The following is a 23,588-nucleotide window of genomic DNA, read 5'->3' on the forward strand; positions in this document are numbered from 1 at the left end:
AGAGAGTAACTATGTCAGATAATTACGATTCATCGAGTATTAAAGTACTGAAGGGTCTGGATGCGGTACGTAAGCGTCCTGGAATGTACATTGGCGACACGGATGATGGTACCGGTCTGCACCACATGGTTTTTGAGGTGGTAGATAACTCTATTGATGAAGCGCTAGCTGGTCACTGTAATGACATCATTGTAACTATCCATGAAGATAGCTCAGTGTCTGTAAGCGATGACGGCCGTGGTATTCCAACAGAATTGCACCCAGAAGAAAAAGTATCAGCAGCAGAAGTAATCATGACGGTTCTTCACGCTGGTGGTAAGTTCGATGATAACTCGTACAAGGTATCTGGTGGTCTGCACGGTGTTGGTGTTTCAGTAGTTAACGCACTTTCTAAGCAAGTTACTCTTACTATCCACCGCGGTGGCAAAATCCACACTCAAACCTACAGCCACGGTGAGCCTCAAGCGCCACTAGCGGTTATCGGTGACACGGATAAAACAGGTACAGAGATTCGTTTCTGGCCGAGTGAAGAAACCTTCACTAACATCGAGTTCCATTACGACATTTTAGCTAAGCGTCTACGTGAGCTATCATTCTTGAACTCAGGTGTATCAATTAAGCTAATTGATAAGCGTGAAGAAGACAAAATGGATCACTTCGAATACGAAGGCGGTATCCAAGCGTTTGTTGAACACCTTAATACCAACAAAACACCAATCATCCAAAAGATTTTCCACTTTGATTCAGAGCGTGATGACGGCATTACCGTTGAAGTTGCAATGCAGTGGAACGATGGTTACCAAGAGAACATCTACTGTTTCACCAACAACATCCCTCAACGCGATGGTGGTGCTCACTTAGCGGGTTTCCGTGCTGCACTAACGCGTACCTTGAACAGCTTCATGGATAAAGAAGGCTTCTCGAAGAAAGCGAAGACTTCAACATCAGGTGATGATGCTCGTGAAGGTTTGACTGCGATTGTTTCGGTGAAAGTGCCAGATCCTAAGTTCTCAAGCCAAACGAAAGACAAGCTGGTTTCTTCAGAAGTGAAGTCTGCCGTTGAGTCTACGATGGGTGAGAAGTTATCTGAGTTCCTAATTGAGAACCCAGGTGAAGCGAAAATCGTTTGTTCTAAAATTATCGATGCAGCGCGTGCTCGTGATGCAGCGCGTAAAGCTCGTGAGATGACTCGTCGTAAAGGCGCATTAGATTTAGCGGGTCTTCCAGGTAAACTAGCTGACTGTCAGGAAAAAGATCCTGCACAGTCTGAACTATATATTGTGGAAGGAGACTCTGCTGGCGGATCAGCTAAGCAGGGGCGTAACCGTAAGAACCAAGCAATCCTACCGCTTAAAGGTAAAATCCTTAACGTAGAGAAAGCGCGTTTCGATAAAATGCTGTCTTCTCAAGAAGTCGCAACGCTAATCACAGCCCTTGGTTGTGGTATTGGTCGTGATGAATACAACCCAGATAAACTGCGTTACCATAACATCATCATCATGACCGATGCCGATGTCGATGGTTCTCACATCCGTACTCTGCTACTGACGTTCTTCTACCGTCAAATGCCTGAGCTGATTGAACGTGGTTACATCTACATTGCTCAACCGCCACTTTACAAAGTGAAGAAGGGTAAGCAAGAGCAGTACATCAAAGATGAAGATGCGATGAACCAGTATCAAGTATCTTTGGCTTTAGACAATGCAGAACTGCACGTAAATCCTGAAGCACCTGCGTTTGCCGGTGAAGGCTTAGAGAAGCTTGTTCAGCAATACAATGCAGGCATCAAGCTGGTTGATCGTATGAGCCGCCGCTACCCACGCGCATTGGTTCACGAACTGATTTACGTTCCTCGCCTAACCGCTGAGCAGTGTCATGATGACGCGGTGGTTGAAGCTTGGGGTAAGCAGCTAGTAGAGCAGCTAAACGGTAAAGAAGCGGGTGCAAGCCAATACAGCCTTGAAGTTGAAAAACACGAAGAGCTAGGTTTAAGCGTGCCTAAGATTGTGGTTCGTACTCATGGTGTAACTCATGAACACGTACTGAGCATTGATCTGATTAACTCGAAAGAGTTTGGCAAGCTAGCGGATCTTTCTGAAGCACTTGATGGCCTGATTGAAGAAGGTGCTTACATTAAGCGTGGCGAGCGTACTCAAGAAGTTTCTAGCTTCGTTGAAGCTCTGAACTGGTTAGTGAAAGAGTCTCGTCGTGGCCTGAGCCTACAACGATACAAAGGTCTAGGTGAGATGAACCCTGATCAACTTTGGGAAACGACAATGGATCCTGAAACTCGTCGTATGATGCAAGTAACGATTGAAGATGCTGTTGGTGCTGACCTGTTGTTTACAACGTTGATGGGCGACCAAGTAGAACCGCGTCGTAATTTCATCGAAGAAAACGCACTTAAAGTAGCTAACCTAGACGTTTAGTATCTTTGATACTTCGCTCTTTCGCTTAATTTCTGTGTTAGAGGTGCTCACATACATTCGTATGCTCCGCGCCTCTTCCTTGAACTAAAACGAAATAGCTTCGTCTCAAAAAACTCAATATCTTATTGAAAAGACTGTCAGAAATGACGGTCTTTTTTGTTTTTAAGTGATTGAAAAATATTGGATTGGAAAAATAATTGAAAATAAGCGCTTGAAACTGATTTGCTCAATCCACATATCTAGTTGTGAAGAGGATGACTGTCTTGCTCTACAAGAGAAGAAACAGAACCTTCATAATCGTTGCTAGAGTATCGCTCAATAGAGGATAACTTTGGCAGCACACAATTTAAAAATTGATTCATTGCCATGTCCCAGTGTTGTCGCCAAACGAGGTGAAACCCGTGGAATGCGAACTGAATCCCTTAGCTGTTTACTGGATCATTCACAGGTTCGATCTCAGTAAAATTCACGGCTAAGACTATTGCTTACTAAAAGGATAGCATTATGAGAACTGTAGATTTCACTCCACTTTACCGCAACGCAATCGGCTTCGATCGTCTATTCAACATGATGGAAGCGAACACATCGAAGAACTCTTCTGGCGGTTACCCTCCATACAACATCGAGCAAAAAGACGAGAACAACTACCGTATTACTATGGCCGTTGCTGGTTTTGCTGATGACCAATTAGATCTTACTCAGAAAGAGAACATGCTAATTGTTAAAGGTGAGCGTAAAGCAGAAGCAGAGAAAACCTTCGTATACCAAGGTATCGCAGAGCGTGATTTCGAGCGTAAATTCCAACTGGCAGACTACGTAAAAGTGGTGGGCGCAAGCATGGAAAATGGTCTTCTTCACATCGACCTAGAACGCGAAATCCCAGAAGCGATGCAACCACGTAAGATTGCTATTAATGGTAATAGTCTTCTAGAAGGTTAAGCGTTATTAGCTCATTTAAGCTAATAAATCTCGGGAAGTAGAAGTGAAAGAGCACCAGTACCTTGAAGAAGGTCGGTGCTCTTTTTTGCATTTGGTCTACGGTAAGCTAAAAGCTCTGATTACTGCTCTGAGTAAGCTTTTTTCACTTCTTCAGCAATGATAGCAATACCTTTTTGCATCGCCTCATCATCTTGTACGTAGTTCATGCGTAAGCACTGGTGAGCGTGATCCCACTCGTCTTCTTGGCCGATAAAGAAGTATTCACCCGGAACAATCAATACGCCACGAGCTTTCAGGCGGTCGTACAGCTCCATGGTGGTAATCGGCAGCTCATCAAACCATAGCCATAAGAAAATAGCGCCTTCAGGCTTGTGGATACGGAAGCGAGGGTCATCGATCGCTTCTTGTAAAAGCTCAACCGCACGTAGAGATTTCTCTTTATAGAAAGGTTTGATTACTTCACTGCTCAAACGCAATAAATCGCCTTTTTCAATCATATGATTGGCAATTGCCGGCCCAACACTGCTCGGCGCTAAGCTGATAATGCCATTCATGTTAGTCAGAGCTTGTGTTACTTCTTCGCTCGCAATCACGATACCGCAACGTACACCCGGTAAACCAAGCTTAGATAAGCTCATGCACAGAATCGTATTTTCATTCCAGAACGGTTCCACATATTCAAAGATGATGTTTGGAAACGGCAGGCCGTAAGCATTATCGATCAGTAGTGGGATGTTGTTTTCGCGCGCCAGTTTATCCAGTTTACGCACTTCTTCGTCGGTCAGTACGTTACCGGTTGGGTTGGTTGGGCGAGAAGCACAGATAGCGGCAACCGAGTCATCAACCTTTAGCTGTTCAAAATCAACGTGGTATTTGAACTGCCTGTTTTCAAGCAGTTCGATCTCTGGGTGGTAAGAGATAAAAATATCGTCATCAATGCCCGCATCGCCGTAGCCGATGTATTCCGGTGCGATCGGCAACAAAATTTTCTTGTGAGAACCGTCTGGCTGTTGACCCGCTAATAGGTTGAATAGGTAAAAGAAGCCACTCTGACTGCCATTAGTCAGGCTGATGTTCTTCTCGCTGATGTCCCAACCATAGGTCTCTTTCAGCATTGCCGCTAACGATTTGATGAAGCTGTCTTTGCCCTGCGGACCATCGTAGTTGGCGAGGGCGGCGATGAGTTCTCCACTGGCGAGCATGTCGGCACTGGCTTGGTTAAAGTAATCGAGCATGACTGGGATAGCGGCTGGGTTACCACCACCGAGCATGATTGCACCAGGCGTGCGCAGGCCATCATTTAAATCATCCATTAAACGAGTGATTCCAGAGTATCGATTAAACTTTTCACCAAACTTTGAGAATTGCATTGCTTCGTATACCTAATTCATTGTGATTATTATTCGTAGATTATGATCAATCTTATGAACCCGAGCGTGGCGGGTTACAGTGGGTAATCTTTGAACATACCGCAATGTTTTTGCGGCGCAAAGCACGAATTGCCCTCACACGGAAAAAACTTCTCTTCTCACCACTCCCGTTTAATCACTTTTTTCACTTTAAACTGAACTCAAACTGAATAGAACGACGGCAAATGTCAGAGCAATGTGAGGAAGGTCACTCTTGGATTGCTCAAAAATAGCGCACTGAATATTATTTCCTCCGAAGAAAAAACAACCTATCTATCTTTTGGAGAAACGAATGTTAACTAATTTATTTGTTAGAACTCAGCTATTTATTCAATCTTTTAATAATGATCAACGTGGTGTTACAGCGATTGAATACGCAATCCTAGGTGTGTGTATGTCAGCAATCGTATTGGCTGTATTTAACGACTCTCTTCGTGAAGCTTTAGAAGGTGCTATCACAACCATCACTAATAATATTGAAGCCGCTAATTCGTCGCCAAGTGTAGGTTAATTAATGCCTCATAAACTGTGGTGGTTAATTCCCTTAGCCACCATGGCTGCAATCGTCAGTTATCAAGATATCCGATACCGAAAAATACCTAATGGAGTGGTGGTAGCTGTTGCTCTCTTGGGTGTTTTTTATATCTGTCAAACCGAAAAGTTTGAGCAGTTTTATAACTTTTTCATAGTGTTAGCCGTCGGCGCAGTTTTATTTCATTTCAATGTTATAGCTGCTGGAGACAGTAAATTATTGGCTGCATTCAGTTTAATGGTATCGCCCAATATGATGTTGTTGGCGGTTAATGTAATTTTATTTGCAGGTGGAACCCTAGCGATTACTCAGTGGGTATTAGGAAAAACAACCGGTAATTCTGAGTGGATAAACAGAGGTGTTCCTTATGGGGTACCTATTTGTATAGGAAGCCTACTAGGTATAGCTGCATCGTTATAGGTGAATCATGAACTCCAAAATCATTCTTGGCTTAGCGTTCCTCGCTATATCTATAGGCCTCTATGGTGTGGTGAATGTACCGATAGATACTTTCCCCGTTCAGCCTGAAGAACCCATTATAGAAGTGACTTTTAAGGTATGGAAACTCACTCACCCGGCAGTGAAAGGTCAGCAGCTGAAGCGTAGCGACTTCGTTATAGAGTACTTGCCTGAAGCTCGTGCAGCGCTATTGGGAATCGATCGAAACATTGAGTTAGATTGGAATGCTCCTCAATTCGCAGTGCATGACATTGCCGCATATGAGCTGGTGGACTCTAATATGTTGACATCTCCCGGAGACAGTCAGTACTTACAGGCGGTGATCCGCCCTGGATTTGTGCCTTATAACGTTACGGTACCGGGAAGAGATGTACTAGGTGGCACCATCGCAGTCGGAGATTTAGTCGATATATCTGTTCTTTCAACGCCGGATCAGAACTTATCAAGTGAGGATACGGTGTCAGATATTCAACATCTCACTATGGTGCCATTACTGGCCCAAATACCGGTTTTGGACATGGTGACGTCAGAAAAAGCAGTGAGCACGTTAACGTTGGAAAAAGAGACTCAGGTGACATTGATCTTACAAGTGACTAATCAACAACTGGCACAACTCACGGTGGCACAGCGGATTGCAGAAGTGGCCGTGCACAAGTCATTGGGTAAGGAATTTTCTGATGATCTAGAAGCTGATTCTTCAGACATCATTCCAAGCAGTGGCGGCACTGGTGGAATTCGTGAATACCGTTTTGAGTAGGGCGTTAACCATGAAAACAACAATGTTGACTTTAGTATTGGTTCTGCTGCTTCCATTCGAGGTTTTGGCTCAAGGCTCGACTAATTTAGCTCAGGGAGAAGCTAAAACCTTTTCGATTCGAGGGGAAATCGCTTCTGTTTTTATCTCAGGGAAGAATATTGCAGATTACCAAGTGATTGATAGTAATAAGGTCGTGGTGTTTGGGAAGAATATAGGATCTGCCTCGTTTATCGCATTTGATGCGAAAGGACGTGAATTATTTAACCGCTTATTGTTGGTGAATAAAAGTTATCGCGAAATAGAGCAACAAATTGATGTGCTGTTTCCCGATGCGGAAGTGTTTGTAGCAGGCATCGGTGAGAACGTTGTTCTGAGTGGTGTCGTCGCTAATGAACAGGAAAAGGATAACATTCACCAGTTGGTGGGTGAGCTTTTGGGGAAAACAGCGAACTCAACCTCTTTTCAAATGAGTGATGAAGAGAGTGACGACATTGATGTGGGTTTTATGACTCAACTTAATTACGCAGGCGTCGTGAATAATATCGAAATATCAGCGACTAAGCAGGTGAACGTTAAGTTGACCATTGCAGAGGTATCGCACTCTTTTATGCAAGACTTCGGCATCAAGATGGGCAGCAATGGTACGCCCGGCATATTTGTGGATCAACTTACTCATTTTAGTGCTAGCGATATTGTCTCTGTTATTTCAGCTTTAGGTACCGATAGCGTTGGTCAAGTTCTAGCTGAACCTAATTTGTCGGTGATTTCAGGTGAGAAAGCGAGTTTCTTAGTGGGTGGAGAACTGCCCGTTGTGACGGTTATAGATGGTGCAACCAACGTTGAATATAAGGAATTCGGTGTGCGACTGGAATTACTGGCTAAGGTGCTTCGAGATGACAAAATTAAGCTAGCACTGACACCAGAGGTTAGCTCCCTAGATGGTAGTTACAGCAGTGACAACTTTGATTTACCAGCATTAAGAACACGACGCGCCCAGACAACCGTGGAACTGGGGGATGGACAAAGCTTCGTTCTTGGTGGGTTGCTTAACAGTGAAGAGAAAGAGTCACTGACTCGAATTCCCTACATTGGTGATATACCTATTATCGGTGCTTTGTTTCGCCATACAGGAACCGAACGTAGTAAAACTGAGTTAGTCATTGTAGCGACCGTTAATTTAGTTCAACCAGTCAAAGCGGAGCAGATCCAATTACCGACGATGAAAAAGACTAGCACGCTCAAGCGCTTTTTTGGACTAGGCAGTGGCTATGAACAATCACAACAAAAGTGGGCTGATGAAGTTTTGTCTGCTGGAGGGTTTAGCCAATGAAATCATTGATGGTTACTTTGTTTACCGCCGTCATTATTACAGGGTGTGTTGACCGTATATCGGAGCCTCGCGGAACGGAAGTTGAAGTTTTTCCTGTGACTTATCAGCTTAAACTTCGCTCTGACCAACCCCAGTTGATGACCAGAAAAGTGAGTGAGTTTATCTTGGGTTACCCTAAAAATGTAAAGGTGGCGCAATGGAAAATACGCACCAAAGGGAGCGGGAATCAGGCGCTTTATAAAGAGGTTGTGAGCCAGTTAATCCAAGCTGGTGTGATGTCGAGTCAGATTGAATACAGTCAAATAGGTTATAGCTCAAATGAGCATAACTCAAACGCATCAGATCCGTTGCCACTAGAGAGTCGCTTTGACTTAAGTCTTTCAGTCACAACATATAAGACCAAACTAGAAATTTGCCGCCAGGAACGGGTCGGCGAGTATGGGAATGGAAGCTTAGGGTGCAATGTGGACACGAGCCGTTGGCAGTCAATGGTCAACCCGCACAAAGCAATCTAATTACTAACTGTTAGAGAATTTCAGATGTTTGATTTAGTGAATAAACTAAACAGTGCGGAACCTAAAAAATCGGAGAAACAGAATCGTTGTGCGATGCTTTTCCAAACCGAGATATGCCGCGACTTCATCCAAAAATCGTTCAGATTTGAAGGGTTGATTGAGCCTAGCTCGTTCGCCAGCCAAGACACAAATGTGACTAGATTAGAGCAATACCCAGATGTTGAAGTGGTATTTGTTGAATTAAATCAAAGCCAAGATATTGTCGCTGATGCTCAGTTATTGACTCATACCTTACCTCCTCATGTGTCAGTGATCATTATTGGCAGTGAAGATACCATATCCATCATTCGAGCCTTAAGACAGTTGGGTTTATATTACTTGTTTTGGCCAGCGGGTGAAGCGGAAACGATCGATTTTTATCACAACGTTTCCCGTAACCACGCAGCACAACAAGGCGTGAGTACAAATCGTAAAGCCAAGCAAATAGCAGTCATGGGCGTGAAAGGTGGGGTCGGTACTTCACTTGTAGCGTGTGAGATATCTCGCCGTTTGGCCAAGCATCAAAATGCGAGTACTTTGCTAGTCGACTATACCTACACTGGCAGCAATATTGACGTGATGTTAGGGCTTAAGAAGTTTACTAAGCGCAGTGTTCAAAAAGGCACCCTTACTACAGGAGTGGATAATGATATCGCGACAAGCTTGGTACAAAATATTGAAAAAAATTTGTCACTTCTTGCGGTGGAATCAGATGAGTTTGGCCGTGATGAGTTATTCCAATACACCCAGTCTTTAAAGAAGCAGATGATTTCAAGTCATGCTTTTGTCGTGGAAGACTATTCTCACACTGCGACAACCAATGAAGAGTTTAGACAAGCGGTGGGGAAACTAGATGCTTTAGTCTTGGTATTTGATGCAACAGTATCGTCATTAAGAGAGCTGAATCGAATTCGTTCTGAAATCGACGTGCATTATCCCAACCTTGTCGTACTGACGGTAATGAACCGCTCTCGACCACATAACGCAGCGTCAATTAGTGAGGCGGATGTAGTTAAGTATTTTGGTCGAGAGGCAGACGCGAATTTAGTGTTTGATTTCAAAGCTAATCAATACCTACTTCAAGGTGAGTTGCTTAGTGAATCACGTTCTGAAATGAAATACGGACTGCAAACGTTAGTTGCCTTATTGATGGGAGAGAAAGTTGCGGAAAAAACAGCATTTTCATTCTTCCAGTGGTTAAAACGGTAAGGGGACGATATGGAACATGCACAGCGCATTTATTTACAACTGCGTAAGCAGATCTTTGATGCACTTGATGCCAGTGTTATTGAAAGCTTACCGCGTCTAGAGTTAGAAGCTCAGTTAGCTAGCGCAGTTGATATGCTAGTGAGTCGAGATCAGTTATCTATTTCATCACTGGCAAAATCAGAATATGTCACCAGCATGGTACATGAGTTAGTTGGCCTCGGGCCTTTGCAGGTGTTGATGGATGATGACTCGATCACCGACATCATGATCAATGGCCCACAACAGGTTTATATTGAGCGTCATGGCTTAGTCGAGAAAGCACCTGTTCGATTTATCGATGAGAAGCAGTTGCTTGATATTGCTAAGCGCATCGCTAGTCGTGTTGGGCGCAGGGTCGATGAGTCTTCTCCTACTTGTGATGCCCGGTTAGATGATGGTAGCCGTGTGAATATTGTCATTCCTCCTATCACATTGGAAGGGACGTCAATCTCGATTCGTAAGTTTCAAAAACAAAGTATTGGTTTTGAAGAATTAGTTGAATTTGGGTCTCTTACTTCCGAGATGGCAGGTTTACTTCAATTAGCTGCACGTTGCCGACTCAATATTCTTGTATCTGGTGGCACGGGATCGGGAAAAACAACGTTACTTAATGCTTTATCACAGCATATATCAGAGGGTGAGCGAACCGTCACTATTGAAGATACCGCTGAGTTAAGGCTTCAGCAGTCACATGTTGTTCGAATGGAAACTCGTCATGAGGGCATTGAAGGGACGGGGGCTATTACCGCTCGAGATTTAGTGATTAATTCACTGCGAATGCGCCCAGACCGAATTATTGTGGGTGAATGCCGTGGTGGTGAAGCGTTTGAAATGCTGCAAGCCATGAATACTGGGCACGATGGTTCAATGTCTACGTTGCACGCCAATACACCACGAGATGCTTTGGCTCGTGTCGAATCAATGGTGATGATGGCGACCAATAATTTGCCCTTAGAAGCGATCCGCCGCTCAATTGTAAGCGCGGTCGATTTAGTCGTTCAGGTCAGCCGATTGCATGATGGTTCTCGAAAGATCATGAATATCACTGAAGTGGTCGGTATTGAGGGAAGCAACGTGGTGTTAGAAGAGTTGTTCTCTTTCCAAACTTCACCTCACAGCCCTGATGGTCGCATTCGAGGTAGTTATGTGACATCTGGTGTTATGGCTCGTTCTGCGCTTTATGAAAAAGCCCGTTTCTTTGGTGTAGAGCAGAAGTTAACTCAAGTGATTGAGTCTATGACACTCAATCAATAGGAGTGAGACATGTATTGGTTGATTATTTTGGGTGGGGCAATACTCATGATTGTTGCGCTTAAGCCGAATAGAGCTCCTTCTGTTGATGAGTATTTATCACAGCAAGCGAAAGGTAATCTGAAAAGCGATCTGAGTTTTACGCAACAAGCGGTTAATTTTGCCAGTCTTTCTGATCGTAACTTCAAACAGAAACTTCGTGTGCGTTGGGATAACTTACAGCGCCAACTTGGAAAAATGGCATTAGGTAAGGTCGTCATTTTTTCTGTTGTAGCACTGCTTGCGATCGGCATTCTTAATCAAATGTCACTGCGCTTACCTTGGTTTGAAATTTTGCCTTTGACTCTCATTATCGCTTGGTTTTTTGGTTATCTCCATTTACAGAAACGAGAGAAAAAACGCTTTGAAGAAACCTTCCCTGATGCGTTGAACATGCTGGCAAGTTCCCTTAGTGCGGGTGAAAGCATAGGGCGAGGCATTGGGTATGTAGGGAAGAAACTTGAAGGTGAGGTAGGTAAAGAGTTTAAGCTGATGAGCGAGCGCCTCAATTTAGGAGAGCCGATTGATGATGTGTTTCGTAAATCTTGTCGTCGCTTGCCGTATCCGTCGTTTCATTTTTTTGTCATTACCTTGCGAGCTAACATGCAAAGAGGGGGGCAATTAAAAGAGGTGATGTCACGTCTGAATCGACAAATGTTCGAAGCGAGAGCTGTAGAAAGAAAAAAGTTTGCTCTTACTTCAGAGGCTCGTATCTCCGCAAAAATTGTAGGAGCAACACCATTCTTCTTTCTGTTTATTTTGCAGTTTCTTAGTCCTGAAAATTTTGAGTTCGTAATGCACCACCCAGAAGGGAGACCGATTCTTTACTACCTCATCACAAGTGAAAGTATCGGCATGCTGATCATCTGGGCGTTAATGAAAAAGGTGAAGTAATGGCTTCTTCAATAAACTTCTCGAACGTTGGGCTATTTTTCGCCTGGGCCGGCGTAGCATTTGGCTTGTTGCTCATATTTTATTGGTTAGTCGTGTGTACTCAGAAAAAACACCGTATCGCAGCCTTAGCGAAACATCATCGATTGGCCGATCAGTCAAAAGAGGCAGAAATAAAACTGAATCGTTGGTTGACGCCCATGTCGACTATTTTCGTCACCTCCGAAAGTGATATTGCAGTGCGCTTTGCTAATGCAGGCGTGAGTGACATCCGGTGGGCTCAATGGTTTATGCCACTGAAGTACAGTGCGTTGTTTATCGGGCAAGTGGTTGTTGCAGGCGTGTGTTGGTTTTTTGAGGTTTCGTCTGAATCATGGATCGCGATAGCTGCGGGGTGGGCTATGGTGGTTATTGTGATGCCTGACCTAGTCTTGAGCTCGATGGCTAAAAACCGTCAACGTCGAATCTCTCGTCAAATGCCGTACCTGATTGACCTAATGGCGATTTGCGTCCAAACCGGCATGACAATCGAAGCATCAATGAAATACCTCTCCATTGAAATGAAAAGCTTTGATAAAGAGCTTTCTAGCTTGTTGGAGGTGACAAACCAACGGGCTCGTTTGGTCGGAATGGAAAATGCCTTAGAGGAGTTGTATCGCAAGCTTCCATCACCAGAAGTTCGTAGTTTTGTGATGACGCTGACGCAGAGCATTCAACATGGATCCTCGATTTATAACGTGTTAACGACGTTGGCAGGCGATATTCGAGAAGTGCAAATGCTAGAGCTGGAAGAAGAAATAGGGAAGTTAGCTGCCAAGATGTCGATTCCACTGATCGTGTTTATCTTGATCCCAATTGTATTCGTAATTGCCGCTCCGGGGGTAATGAGGATGATGCTTAATGTTTAAGAAAATAATCGCGCTAACGTTAGTTTTAATGTTGGCGGCATGCAGTTCAACTCAAGCGAGTTGGCAGAAAGATGAGTCAAAAGAGGCGATCTATCAAAAAACACATAATTACGTTCAGTTAACCCGTTTGTATAAAAATCAGCTGCAGCAATACGACGCTGATGAAGTGAGAGAAAAACTCTCGAATACATATTTAGCTATGGGCGATGCTGAGTCGGCTCTGTTTTACATTGCGCCTGTTACTCAAAAATCACAACCCAGTGTGAATAGTTTATTGATGCAAGCGAAAGCATACGGTGAATTAGGTCAGTACCCAGCAGCGATCAGTAGTGCTAAACAAGTATTAGAGGAAAATGCTACACATGCGGCAGCCGAGAATTTACTGGGAACGTTTTATGGTTACAGCTATCAGTTTAATCTATCTCGTCGGTATTTTGAACGCGCGCGCGAGCATTTTTATGACTCGGTATCCGTGAATAATAATTTGGCTGTGCTCGATATTACGCAAGAGCATTATCAAGCAGCTATGGAGCGTTTATTACCATTGTATAAGCGCGGTCAGATGAACGAACAGATGATGGCAAACTTGACGTTGAGTATGGCTAAGTTGGGCCACTACCCGTTTGTCGAAAGTGTGTTGAGTGAAAGATACAGCAAGCACCAAATCCAAAAAATTTATCAGGCGTTGCGCCACCACACTCCTTATTCATTAGAGAGCCAAACGCTGGCAGTCAGTGGTCTTTCGTTATCGGAGGCGGGTAATGCGATATAAGCAAAAGGGTGTCGCGAGCATAGAGTTTGCGGTGGGCTTTTTTGCTTTTTGGTTGATGTGTATGGCGTGGGTTGAGATGAGCTATATCTCGTACATTTCGGCGATCAACGATTTAGCGATTTCAGAAGTGGCTCGCACAGCTAAAAAGGGCTCAGGAAATTATCTCGATACGGTAGATAAGGTTTTGCACCGAGAAGGCAGTATCTGGAATCAGGTTGTTAATGGCGACAATTTTCAAGTCACGATTCACTACTCTAAAAACCTGAGTGAGTTAGCTAGTATTACAGACCAATGCAGTATTTCTGGTAGTCAAAAATTTAAAGAGTGTGGTGATGCTGATAACTCAGCGCTTGCCATTTATCGAATTAACTACCGTTTTTCACCTATCTTTAGCTACTTCTTCACGACTCAGAATTTAATGAGCAGAGAGATGATTGTTGTGCAGGAATATGAAAGGTCAAAATTTGAAATTTAGAACCCTAAAGCATGGGAATTTGAAGAGTAAGCAGCAGGGGGTTTTTAGTATTGAGTTTGCCATGGTCGCTGTATTTTTCAGCTTATTGATTGCTTTCAGTGGTGACGTGATCATCAAGCTTTCATTGAAAGGAAAACTCGATCGACTCTCTTATTCACTGGTCAATGTACTTAAAGAGAGAACCCAACTTTATGATACTGATTATCAGCTTACAACTAAAGAAGTCGATGATATCGATATCATTGCTCAGCATTCCTTACTGCGTACCTTTGGTCATTTTGAACGGGAACACTATGGGTTGTTGGTGGAAGAGTTGAGCTTCAAACAAGTGGGTACACCCAACCCCGCGATCAGTGAAAAACGCGGTGTTGTTGCCTGCAGAATAAAGCAAACCATTGATTCATTAGAGTCCATGACGGTAGTGACTAACCGAGGTCGAGAAATGCCCCTGTACCGAGTGACGGTTTGTTATGAATCGGATAATTGGATTGGTGGTATTTTGGGGCGTGAGTTTACTCACGTGATGTCTGATTCTGTCGTGATCGGCAGGTAGAGCGAAGAGAAAGGTTATGAGACACGCTATGCGTAAGCAGTCTGGCCATGCAGCTATGCTGTTTGCCATGATGATCCCAGCTTTGTTTGGAGTGTTTATGCTTGGTTCTGATGGTGCCCGCGCATTACAAACCAAAGCTCGATTAGAGGAAGCTTCAGAAGCGGCTGTTCTAGCGGTATCAGCAAAAGATGAGCAAGACCACCAATTGGCGGAGCGCTATATTCAGCATTATCTATATGACATGGACTCGATCCTAGATATTGAAGTTAAGAAGCTAGGGTGTGATGAGATACCTGAATGTGTTGCTGCTACGGAAAGAGGCGAAGCACGCTACTTTGAATATCGTGTTGCGGGTCAAACACTGCACAAGTCCTGGTTTCCTGGTAACGATGTGATTTCTGGCTTTGGTGATAGCTTCAATGTGACGGGATCATCGAAAGCACGACGCTATCAAAGCCAGCCGATAGACATTACTTTTATCGTCGATTTTTCAGAATCTATGAATGACTCGTGGAGTGGTGGTCGGCATTCTAAGCTAAATGATCTGAAAGACATTATTGAAGATGTGGCTGATGAACTCGGCGCGTATAACGATCTATATCCAGAGCACCCTCATCGGGTTGCACTTACCGGTTTTAATCGCCGAACCATCAATAAAGATAAGAATGATAACTTAGTGGTTCGTGATCAGCGGGTAGTTTCAAGAGAAGGTGAATACGATAAAGACGATACGGTGAATTTTAACAAAACGATAGCTCAACAATTTATCGTTAAAGGAGAAGCCTCGCGTGTGCCTAATGGCGATGATGATGCACGGTTCTACGACCTCTATTTTACCACCGATTTTTCATCCTTCACTAAAACGGTCAAGAAATTCAAAGCTGGGGGAGGCACTGCTTCACTGCAAGGCATTATTCGTGCAGGGCAAATTGTGACTTCAATGTCGAAGAACCAAAAGCAGCTGATCATTATTCTGTCTGATGGGGAAGATTGGAATCACTACGCAGGGCAAACCAATAAGCTTGTGTCGAAAGGTATGTGTAGCAACATTCTTAATATGGTCAACGGCGGCAAAGTTTCGGCAGATAATACGCATGATGACATAGAGGTAATTGGCGGGGTAAGCCAAGGAATGATGACACCTGATGGTGAACGAATGAACGCGCGCATGGCTGTGATTGGTTTCGATTATGAACTTAATAAAAACGTGGGTCTGCGTAATTGCGTTGGCCGAAATAATGTTTATAAGGCTGAAAACAAGGAAGACATTCTCAATAAAATTTTGGGATTAATTACGGAAGAAGTGGGTCACTTAGCGCAATAGAGATATGTGACATCCTTTTTATTAACTGAATATTATTAAGAGAGCAAAAATGAAAACGCTTATATCTGTTATGTCTTTATTTACTCTGTCGTTTTCTATACTGGCAGCCCCTTTAAAACCAGATACTAACGAACTACTTTATCATTACTGCCATATGAGCGACTCTGAACTTGAGAAGACGGTAACGATCGGTCAGGGGAAGAAAGTGATGTATCACCAAGGCCCGTTCATGCAAGTGAACACAAGCACAGCTAATCAAGCGATTAAAAATCTGATTCAAGATAAGTTAACTCAAGTATCAGAAAGTGCTGATTGCGCACAATACTTACTGAGTCGAACTAAATTTGTAGAAGGTAAGTTGGCTCGTGAGGTGTTGGCTCGCGTGACTTTTGATTTCGATGACGATGAACTGAATCAAAAATCTCGTTATTTATTGTTAAACCTTATAGCTAAACTTGAACATCAAACTCCCGAATTTATCGTCACGGGGAATACCGACTCAAAAGGTAGTGATAGTTACAACTTAAGCTTAGGCTTGCAGCGCTCGAATGCTGTTGTTGGGTATTTGAAAGAGCAAGGCGTAAATATTGAAGACCTGACAGTGAGTTCACAAGGTGAGGCGAACCCAGTGCAGAGTAACGAGACTGAATTCGGTCGCCATAACAATCGCAGGGTTGATATTCACTCTTAACCCTGCCCTACAAATTTAACTTGTTGGGAGCAGTATTTTTAAAACGACACCCACGGATGGGTTATCTGATTGCTCAAACCAGATTGTCCCTTTGTAGCTATGGAGTATCTCATCACATAGCGCCAAACCTAATCCTGTACCATGGGTCTTCTGATCGGCTCTTACGCCACGTTGAAATAAGGTTTGGCTGATCGAGTTATCTATTACTGGCCCATCATTATAGATCTCAATCAGGATCTGCTGTTCGCTTTGAGTGGCTTTGAATTCGATAGAGGTTTGTGCGAACCGATAAGTATTTTCTAATAGGTTACCGAGCACTTCCATAAGATCATCTTTATTAAGAGGCACGGTCTGTTGGTCGTCAAACTGAGTGATGAATTGGATCTTTTTGTCGGCATGGATTTTCGTAAACATGCCTACTAGGCTGTCGAGGATTGGTTTTATCGGTGTCGATGAAGTCGTTATACCTTTAACGCCTAGCGAAGCCCTTTTGAGTTGTGCCTGAATTAAGCTATCCATTTCTAACAGTTGTTGGTTGATTTGGTCATTCTTTGTTTTGGATGAGTCTTCATCAAGCAATGCTTGAGAAACTGTCACGCGAGTCTTCAAACTATGGGCGAGATCATTGAGAGAACGCTTATAACGCTCCTGATTTTCTTTTTGTTGGTATAGCAATTCGTTCAATGCACTGGTGACGCTATGTAAATCTTCAGGGTATGACTGGGTTAATTGGTTTTGTTTACCCTGCTTTATGTCATTCAGTTCATTCTCTAGTCGAGTAAACGGCGCAAAACTAATACGATAAAAAACCAAAAGTAGAGCACTGATCAAAGCAAGCGCAACTACTAACACTCCAACCGCGGTGTATTTTAACTGATGTATGGGTTCTATTTTCTCTTCGACCCTTTGGGTAAAGATAACTCTGCCATCTTTCTTTTCCTGGAAACCTTTCCAGAGAATTGTGTGGACAATAAAAGCGGCGCCATTCGGTCTTTCAACCAAACGAATAGTATCTATGGGGAAATTTAGATCACGACAGAGCTCGCTAACTTGAGATTGGCTGACGCCTATCTCTGATAGCAGCTTAGCTCGTCTTTCAATATTTACTGATGTCCATACTTGTTGATTGTTGTGATCACATAGAGTGACGCTAGTGTTGGGAGACTCTTTCGCATAGAACCTATCCCACTCCGTCAATGGCGGTATTTCCCCAGAAGACAGCAGTTCATTGATTACAGCAGGCAATTCTCGAAGGGTATTTTTCGAGTAGTACTCAAAAAGTTGGTGTTTTTGACTGTTGTAGTAGAACCAGGCGCTAGTGAGTACCATTGAAATCATAATGGAAGCAGCAACGGCGAACGTTCGACGCCTAAATTGGGTTTTGTACAGTCTTTTCATACTACTTAGCTTCTAGTTCAAAGCGATAACCTTGCCCGCGAATGGTGCTGATCAGCTTAGCTTGAGTGTATTGCGTTAACTTTTTACGTAAGCGTGAAACGATAACCTCAATATTGTTTAGCTGAACATTTTCACCCTGCGCATAAAGGGAATCTGCGATTTGTTGCTTAGATACGATTTGTAAGCAATGGCGAATTAAGTACTCGAATATTTGAAATTCTAAGGCTGTAAGTTCAATCAGAGCATCATCGTAACTGATACGTTTGGCTTGAGTGTCTAAGGTGAGCGATTGCGCTTTGATTTGGGAAGCGGAAAACCCTTGATTGCGACGAACAAGCGCCTCAAGGCGAGCGTGTAGCTCTTCAAATTGGAAGGGCTTGGTAAGGTAATCATCAGCCCCGGAGTTAAGCCCTTCTACTTTATCTTGCCAGTTGCCACGTGCGGTTAAGATTAATATTGGGACTGCAATTTCTTTACGACGTATTTGCTTGATCAGCGTAATGCCATCAAAGTCAGGGAGGCCAAGGTCAATGATCATCACATCTGTATTGGACTGTTTTTGAATCGTTTGTAAACATGCAGAAGCTGTTCTATCTGCATGGACAGTATGTCCTTGCTCACTGAGCTGAGAAGATAGGTGGTGATTCAATATTTCATTATCTTCAACCAAAACAACCAGCATGTAATATCCCTATCTACAATAATATTCAACCAGATAGAGCTTACACTAGCTTTGGATAAAAAAAAGGGAGAAGCCAAAGCTTCCCCCTTAATATTTATTCCAAATTGGTTTTACTTCTGTAGTAAAGAAATATCAGCAATCTGTAGGAACAGGTTACGTAGGTTGTTCAGTAGCGTTAGACGGTTCTTCTTAAGCGCTTCATCATCAGCCATAACCATTACGTTATCGAAGAATGCATCAACGGGTTCACGTAGATCAGCAAGCTTGCTTAGGGCTTCTTGGTAGTTGCCTGTTGCGAATGCTGGTTCTAGTGCTTCTGTCATTACTTCAACGTTCTCAGCCAGAGCTTTCTCTGCGTCTTCTTGAAGAAGAGTTAGGTCGATTTCTGCTGGTAGTTCGCCATCGAATTTCGCAAGGATGTTACCTACACGTTTGTTCGCTGCTGCTAGAGCTTCTGCTGCTTCCAGTTCACGGAAGTGAGAAACCGCTTTAACACGTTGGTCAAAGTCAGCTGGCTTAGTTGGACGACGTGCTAGTACCGCTTGGATGATATCAACGCTGAAACCAGCATCTTGGTACCATGCGCGGAAACGACCTAGCATGAAGTCGATAACGTCAGCTTCAACATTGTCGTTAGTTAGCTTGTCGCCTAGTAGCTCTTTCGCTTTACCGATTAGATCGGTTAGGTCTAGGTTGTAGCCGTTTTCAACGATGATACGTAGCACACCTAGTGATGCACGACGTAGAGCGAATGGGTCAGAACCTTTTGGAGCTTGGCCAATACCGAAGATACCTACAATAGTGTCTAGCTTGTCTGCCATTGCTACTGCTGATGAAATACCAGTGCTTGGTAGTGTGTCACCCGCGAAACGAGGCATGTACTGCTCGTAAAGTGCTAGTGCTACTTGCTCGTCTTCACCATCGTGAGTCGCGTAGTGCATGCCCATCACACCTTGAGTATCCGTAAACTCGAATACCATAGATGTCATTAGGTCACACTTAGCCAGTAGGCCAGCACGCTTAGACTTTTCAACGTCAGCATCGATTTGCTCAGCAATGTAGCCAGCAAGCTCTGTGATGCGATCGGTTTTGTCTTTGATAGTACCTAATTGCTTCTGGAAGATAGCTTGGTCTAGTTCAGCAAGACGGTCGATCAGCGGACGTTTGCGGTCTGTGTTGAAGAAGAATTCAGCATCAGCAAGACGTGGACGTACAACCTTCTCGTTACCTTCGATTACGTGACGAGGCTCTTTAGACTCGATGTTCGAAACGAAGATGAAGTTTGGCAGAAGATTTTTATCAGCGTCATACACTGGGAAGTACTTCTGGTCGCCTTTCATGGTGTAAACCAAAGCTTCAGAAGGCACTTTTAGGAACTCTTGCTCAAACTTAGCAGTAAGCACCACTGGCCATTCAACCAAAGAAGTAACTTCTTCAACAAGGTCATCTTCTAGGTCTGCAATACCACCAACTGCGTCAGCTGCTTTTTTAGCATCAGCAAGAATGATCGCTTTACGCGCATCGTAATCTGCCATTACTTTACCGCGCTCTTCTAAGATCGCAGGGTATTGGTCAGCAGAGTCGATTGTGAACTCTTGTTCGCCCATGAAACGGTGGCCACGGATAGTACGAGCAGAAGCTACGCCTAGGATTTTGCCTTCAACAAGCTCATCACCTAGTAGTACTGTCAGTGTTTTCACTGGACGGATAAATTGAATGTCTGAGTTACCCCAGCGCATTGCTTTAGGAATTGGTAGGCCAGCGAGAGCTTTCGCAGCGATGTCCATCACCAATTCTTGAACAGGTTTGCCAGCCACTTCTTGTTTGAAAAGAAGCCACTCGCCTTTGTCTGTTTTCAGGCGGTCAGCTTGCTCAACAGTAATACCGTTACCACGAGCCCAACCTTGTGCAGCTTTAGTCGCGTTGCCTTCCGCATCGAATGCGACAGAAATTGCAGGACCGCGCTTCTCAACGACTTTGTCTGCTTGGCCTTCAGCCAGTGCAGTCACTTTAAGTGCTAGACGACGAGGTGCTGCGTACCACTTGATGCCTTCGTGAGAAAGCTCAGCCGTTTTAAGACCCGCTTCAAAGTTAGAAGCAAAGGCTTCTGCTAGAGAACGAAGTGCTGTTGGTGGAAGCTCTTCCGTACCCAGTTCAATTAGAAAATTCTTCGCCATGATTATTTATCCTTCTTACACATTGGGAAGCCAAGCGCTTCACGTGACGCGTAGTACGCCTCTGCAACAGCTTTAGTCAGGTTGCGGATACGAAGGATGTAACGTTGACGCTCTGTTACAGAGATAGCTTTACGCGCATCAAGGATGTTGAATGCGTGACCTGCTTTCAGAATGCGCTCGTAAGCTGGAAGCGGCAGTGGCTTCTCAAGCTCAAGTAGCTCTTTACACTCTTTTTCGCACTGGTCGAAGAAAGTGAATAGGAAATCTACGTCTGCGTGCTCGAAGTTGTATGTTGATTGCTCAACTTCATTTTGGTGGAAGATATCACCGTAAGTCACGTTAGAACCGTCTGGTGCTACGTTCCATACAAGGTCGTAAACAGAGTCTACTTCTTGGATGTACATTGCTAGACGCTCGATACCGTAAGTGATCTCGCCCGTTACAGGCTTACACTCAAGACCGCCAACTTGTTGGAAGTAAGTGAATTGAGTCACTTCCATACCGTTTAGCCATACTTCCCAACCAAGACCCCATGCGCCTAACGTTGGGTTTTCCCAGTTGTCTTCTACGAAGCGAATATCGTGAACAAGTGGGTCGACACCAAGAACTTCAAGCGAGCCTAAGTACAACTCCTGGATGTTATCTGGAGAAGGTTTTAGAGCTACTTGGAATTGATAGTAGTGCTGCAGGCGGTTCGGGTTTTCACCGTAACGACCATCAGTCGGACGACGAGAAGGTTGAACGTATGCCGTAGACATTGGCTCTGGGCCAAGTGCACGTAGACATGTCATTGGGTGAGAGGTGCCAGCACCTACTTCCATATCTAGTGGTTGAACAATGGTACAACCGTTTTGTGCCCAGTAATCCTGCAGCGCGAGGATCATTCCCTGGAAGGTTTTGATATCGTATTTTTGCATAGTCAGGTTCGCGCGATTCTTTTAAATGAATGATAAAAATAACCTCTGAGTATACCGAGATATTGGTAAAGCGAGTAGGGGTAATCTTGTTTAATTAGTGGTCTAAAATGTCGTTTAGTGGATTTTTTTGCCTTTAATGTTTGTTTTTCGGCACAAGTGGATATTTTGATAACTTTGACTCTTGTGTTTGAAAGCGTGGGTGATTAAAATCTCGCGGTCTTTGGGGAGTAGCTTACTTATTCATATCCTATTGAATGAGTTCGTTCGTCAACATAATTGATGCAAAATCATCATGGCGTTCGAGGCAACCACCACCTTGGTGGCGCTTAGCAAGACCTTAGACAAGCATCGTGAACCGGGATGGGGCGCGAGGTTTGTCTTTGGTTAAATATAATAATCCTCATCCCAAATGAGCATGTCGTGAGCGTTTTAGCAATTTCAATTACAACTGTCGCCTTAGCCGAGATCGGTGATAAGACTCAGTTGTTATCCCTTTTATTAGCCAGCCGATATCGAAAACCGCTACCTATTATTGCGGCTATTTTCTTTGCCACCATTGCCAACCATGCCCTTGCTGCGTGGCTAGGTGTTGTGGTCGCTGATTATTTATCTCCTGAAGTACTTAAGTGGGTGCTGGTGGTCAGTTTCATTGCGATGGCAGGCTGGATTCTGATTCCGGATAAATTAGATGACGATGAACAGATCTCGAACCGAGGGCCGTTTGTCGCCAGTTTTATCGCTTTCTTCATTGCTGAGATCGGTGATAAGACTCAGATTGCGACATCGATTCTAGGGGCTCAATATTCGGATGCATTAACGTGGGTCATTCTCGGTACTACCATTGGTATGTTGCTGGCGAATGTGCCTGTGGTGATCATTGGTAAGCTATCGGCAGATAAGATGCCACTTGACCTGATTCGCAAGATCACAGCCTTGTTGTTCGTGGGTTTGGCTATCGCAGCAGCGTTCTATTAAGCGGTAGTATTGAGTCTTATTATACTCAATCAGTAGAGTAATGTGTTGTAGGTCATACTCTTACAGTATTGTGGGGTTTATCGAGCGAATGGACATATAACTGTCATACTTGTCATGATATTTTAATCTTGTGAGTTAAGAACACGAGGGCATGATTATGTTGACGCGTTATATGGGTATTACTCCACAAAGCCAAAGTTATCTATTTACCTTTGGTCTTGCACTTACACTACTAGGCATGGTGTTGACGGACATGTGGCTACCAATGGTGGCTGGTTCGATGATCATGACCGGGCTTGCGGTAGAAGCTTGGATTCGGGTTGCGCATATTATTCCTATGCGAAAAGATATCCGAGAAATTCAGCATCAGCTTGAGCATCTGCAAAACAAGTCTAGAAGCGAATAAACAAAAAGCCGCTCGTACTCTGAGTTCTGTTGAAGAACATAAGGTACGAGCGGCTTTTTTGATACTTGATAGTCGGTGGGGCGTTACGCCTCCAATCCCTTTCTGATCAAATACTGGTAAGGCAACGTTTCTGTCGCTTGGCCTACCAACTGGTGATCCATGAATCGACAAAAGCTCGGAATATCACGAGTTGTCGAAGGATCGTCAGCTTTTACCAGTAACACATCGCCATCCTGCATGTTTCTAATTGTCTTCCTGACCATCATTACTGGCTCTGGGCAACGCAGGCCTTCAGCTTCTAAAGTGTGGGTTGCCAGTTCAGGTTTGAATGTCATGGTTTGTATCTCTATATCTATCTAACGAGTGAATAATACGTCTGCAGAAAAAATATGCAATAAGTGCTTGGCAAACGGAACCATTTCCTATAACTTAATTAACAAGTTGATAACAACTTAAATCAAAGGCAACTAGC

General features: G+C 43.9%; 24 protein-coding genes and 1 riboswitch. Of the genes, 18 read left to right on the forward strand and 6 right to left on the reverse strand.

The window, feature by feature from the left end; genetic code table 11:
- Window positions 1-11: 11 nt before the first annotated feature.
- Both gyrB and ACED25_RS12610 read left to right on the forward strand, forming a co-directional pair.
- Complete coding sequence (gene gyrB / locus ACED25_RS12605) at window positions 12-2,429, forward strand: DNA topoisomerase (ATP-hydrolyzing) subunit B (RefSeq protein ID WP_009848139.1); 2,418 nt, start codon at window positions 12-14, stop codon at window positions 2,427-2,429.
- 504 nt (window positions 2,430-2,933) lie between these two features.
- A complete protein-coding gene (locus ACED25_RS12610) occupies window positions 2,934-3,368 on the forward strand; it encodes an Hsp20 family protein (protein WP_009848140.1) in 435 nt (144 codons plus the stop codon).
- 119 nt (window positions 3,369-3,487) lie between these two features.
- Here ACED25_RS12610 and ACED25_RS12615 read toward each other — a convergent pair whose 3' ends face one another.
- The gene (locus ACED25_RS12615; RefSeq protein ID WP_371695401.1) at window positions 3,488-4,738 is read right to left on the reverse strand and encodes a valine--pyruvate transaminase; all 1,251 of its coding nucleotides are present in this window, start codon (window positions 4,736-4,738) and stop codon (window positions 3,488-3,490) included.
- A 331-nt stretch (window positions 4,739-5,069) separates the two neighbouring features.
- Here ACED25_RS12615 and ACED25_RS12620 point away from each other — a divergent pair, with 331 nt between their 5' ends.
- Genes ACED25_RS12620 through ACED25_RS12685 form a run of 14 tightly spaced genes read left to right on the forward strand, consistent with a single transcriptional unit; the run spans window position 5,070 to window position 16,561 of the window.
- Entirely contained in the window at window positions 5,070-5,288 is a 219-nt protein-coding gene (locus tag ACED25_RS12620) for a Flp family type IVb pilin (RefSeq protein WP_009848142.1), read from the forward strand.
- A gap of 3 nt (window positions 5,289-5,291) precedes the next feature.
- Window positions 5,292-5,729 carry a prepilin peptidase gene (locus ACED25_RS12625; RefSeq protein WP_017099669.1) on the forward strand — a complete coding sequence of 146 codons (438 nt, stop codon included), beginning with the start codon at window positions 5,292-5,294 and terminating at the stop codon, window positions 5,727-5,729.
- Window positions 5,730-5,736: 7 nt separating this feature from the next.
- Window positions 5,737-6,525 carry an RcpC/CpaB family pilus assembly protein gene (locus tag ACED25_RS12630; protein ID WP_371695402.1) on the forward strand — a complete coding sequence of 263 codons (789 nt, stop codon included), beginning with the start codon at window positions 5,737-5,739 and terminating at the stop codon, window positions 6,523-6,525.
- Window positions 6,526-6,535: 10 nt separating this feature from the next.
- Window positions 6,536-7,855, forward strand: a complete 1,320-nt coding sequence (locus ACED25_RS12635; protein ID WP_009848145.1) for a type II and III secretion system protein family protein — start codon at window positions 6,536-6,538, stop codon at window positions 7,853-7,855.
- Complete coding sequence (locus ACED25_RS12640; RefSeq protein WP_371695403.1) at window positions 7,852-8,370, forward strand: hypothetical protein; 519 nt, start codon at window positions 7,852-7,854, stop codon at window positions 8,368-8,370. Before ACED25_RS12635 ends, ACED25_RS12640 begins: the two co-directional genes overlap by 4 nt.
- 24 nt (window positions 8,371-8,394) lie before the next feature.
- Window positions 8,395-9,618, forward strand: coding sequence for a P-loop NTPase (locus ACED25_RS12645; protein ID WP_371695404.1), 1,224 nt, complete (start codon window positions 8,395-8,397; stop codon window positions 9,616-9,618).
- Between the two features lie 9 nt (window positions 9,619-9,627).
- The gene (locus ACED25_RS12650; RefSeq protein ID WP_135382196.1) at window positions 9,628-10,911 is read left to right on the forward strand and encodes a CpaF family protein; all 1,284 of its coding nucleotides are present in this window, start codon (window positions 9,628-9,630) and stop codon (window positions 10,909-10,911) included.
- A 9-nt stretch (window positions 10,912-10,920) separates the two neighbouring features.
- Window positions 10,921-11,841: a type II secretion system F family protein gene (locus ACED25_RS12655; RefSeq protein ID WP_371695405.1), complete on the forward strand. Its 921-nt coding sequence runs from the start codon at window positions 10,921-10,923 to the stop codon at window positions 11,839-11,841.
- A complete protein-coding gene (locus tag ACED25_RS12660) occupies window positions 11,841-12,746 on the forward strand; it encodes a type II secretion system F family protein (protein WP_371695406.1) in 906 nt (301 codons plus the stop codon). The genes ACED25_RS12655 and ACED25_RS12660 overlap by 1 nt, the downstream gene beginning before the upstream one ends.
- The gene (locus ACED25_RS12665; RefSeq protein ID WP_371695407.1) at window positions 12,739-13,518 is read left to right on the forward strand and encodes a tetratricopeptide repeat protein; all 780 of its coding nucleotides are present in this window, start codon (window positions 12,739-12,741) and stop codon (window positions 13,516-13,518) included. The genes ACED25_RS12660 and ACED25_RS12665 overlap by 8 nt, the downstream gene beginning before the upstream one ends.
- Complete coding sequence (locus tag ACED25_RS12670) at window positions 13,508-13,993, forward strand: TadE/TadG family type IV pilus assembly protein (RefSeq protein WP_371695408.1); 486 nt, start codon at window positions 13,508-13,510, stop codon at window positions 13,991-13,993. Before ACED25_RS12665 ends, ACED25_RS12670 begins: the two co-directional genes overlap by 11 nt.
- Complete coding sequence (gene tadF, locus ACED25_RS12675) at window positions 13,968-14,546, forward strand: tight adherence pilus pseudopilin TadF (RefSeq protein WP_009848153.1); 579 nt, start codon at window positions 13,968-13,970, stop codon at window positions 14,544-14,546. Before ACED25_RS12670 ends, tadF begins: the two co-directional genes overlap by 26 nt.
- A 16-nt stretch (window positions 14,547-14,562) precedes the next feature.
- Window positions 14,563-15,870, forward strand: a complete 1,308-nt coding sequence (locus ACED25_RS12680; RefSeq protein WP_371695409.1) for a hypothetical protein — start codon at window positions 14,563-14,565, stop codon at window positions 15,868-15,870.
- A 49-nt stretch (window positions 15,871-15,919) separates the two neighbouring features.
- Window positions 15,920-16,561 (forward strand): OmpA family protein, encoded by a 642-nt coding sequence (locus tag ACED25_RS12685; RefSeq protein ID WP_371695410.1) that lies wholly within the window; start codon window positions 15,920-15,922, stop codon window positions 16,559-16,561.
- A 15-nt stretch (window positions 16,562-16,576) separates the two neighbouring features.
- On the opposite strand, the gene ACED25_RS12690 is transcribed toward ACED25_RS12685, so the two are convergent.
- From ACED25_RS12690 to glyQ, 4 genes are all read right to left on the reverse strand, one after another.
- Complete coding sequence (locus ACED25_RS12690) at window positions 16,577-17,959, reverse strand: ATP-binding protein (RefSeq protein ID WP_371695411.1); 1,383 nt, start codon at window positions 17,957-17,959, stop codon at window positions 16,577-16,579.
- Between the two features lies 1 nt (window position 17,960).
- A complete protein-coding gene (locus ACED25_RS12695; RefSeq protein WP_009848157.1) occupies window positions 17,961-18,641 on the reverse strand; it encodes a response regulator transcription factor in 681 nt (226 codons plus the stop codon).
- 110 nt (window positions 18,642-18,751) lie between these two features.
- Entirely contained in the window at window positions 18,752-20,818 is a 2,067-nt protein-coding gene (gene glyS, locus ACED25_RS12700) for a glycine--tRNA ligase subunit beta (RefSeq protein WP_017111755.1), read from the reverse strand.
- 2 nt (window positions 20,819-20,820) lie between these two features.
- Window positions 20,821-21,735: a glycine--tRNA ligase subunit alpha gene (gene glyQ / locus ACED25_RS12705; RefSeq protein WP_009848159.1), complete on the reverse strand. Its 915-nt coding sequence runs from the start codon at window positions 21,733-21,735 to the stop codon at window positions 20,821-20,823.
- Between the two features lie 210 nt (window positions 21,736-21,945).
- A riboswitch (yybP-ykoY riboswitch) is annotated at window positions 21,946-22,121 on the forward strand.
- 34 nt (window positions 22,122-22,155) lie between these two features.
- Here glyQ and ACED25_RS12710 point away from each other — a divergent pair.
- Both ACED25_RS12710 and ACED25_RS12715 read left to right on the forward strand, forming a co-directional pair.
- Window positions 22,156-22,710, forward strand: a complete 555-nt coding sequence (locus tag ACED25_RS12710; protein ID WP_009848160.1) for a TMEM165/GDT1 family protein — start codon at window positions 22,156-22,158, stop codon at window positions 22,708-22,710.
- A 151-nt stretch (window positions 22,711-22,861) separates the two neighbouring features.
- On the forward strand, window positions 22,862-23,116 hold the full coding sequence (locus tag ACED25_RS12715; protein ID WP_009848161.1) for a hypothetical protein: 255 nt from the start codon (window positions 22,862-22,864) through the stop codon (window positions 23,114-23,116).
- 83 nt (window positions 23,117-23,199) lie between these two features.
- On the opposite strand, the gene tusA is transcribed toward ACED25_RS12715, so the two are convergent.
- Window positions 23,200-23,451 (reverse strand): sulfurtransferase TusA, encoded by a 252-nt coding sequence (gene tusA, locus ACED25_RS12720; protein WP_004736675.1) that lies wholly within the window; start codon window positions 23,449-23,451, stop codon window positions 23,200-23,202.
- Window positions 23,452-23,588 lie beyond the last annotated feature (137 nt).

The sequence above is a fragment of the Vibrio sp. 1F263 genome, from assembly GCF_041439035.1.
In the GTDB taxonomy this organism is placed as follows: domain Bacteria; phylum Pseudomonadota; class Gammaproteobacteria; order Enterobacterales; family Vibrionaceae; genus Vibrio; species Vibrio tasmaniensis_A.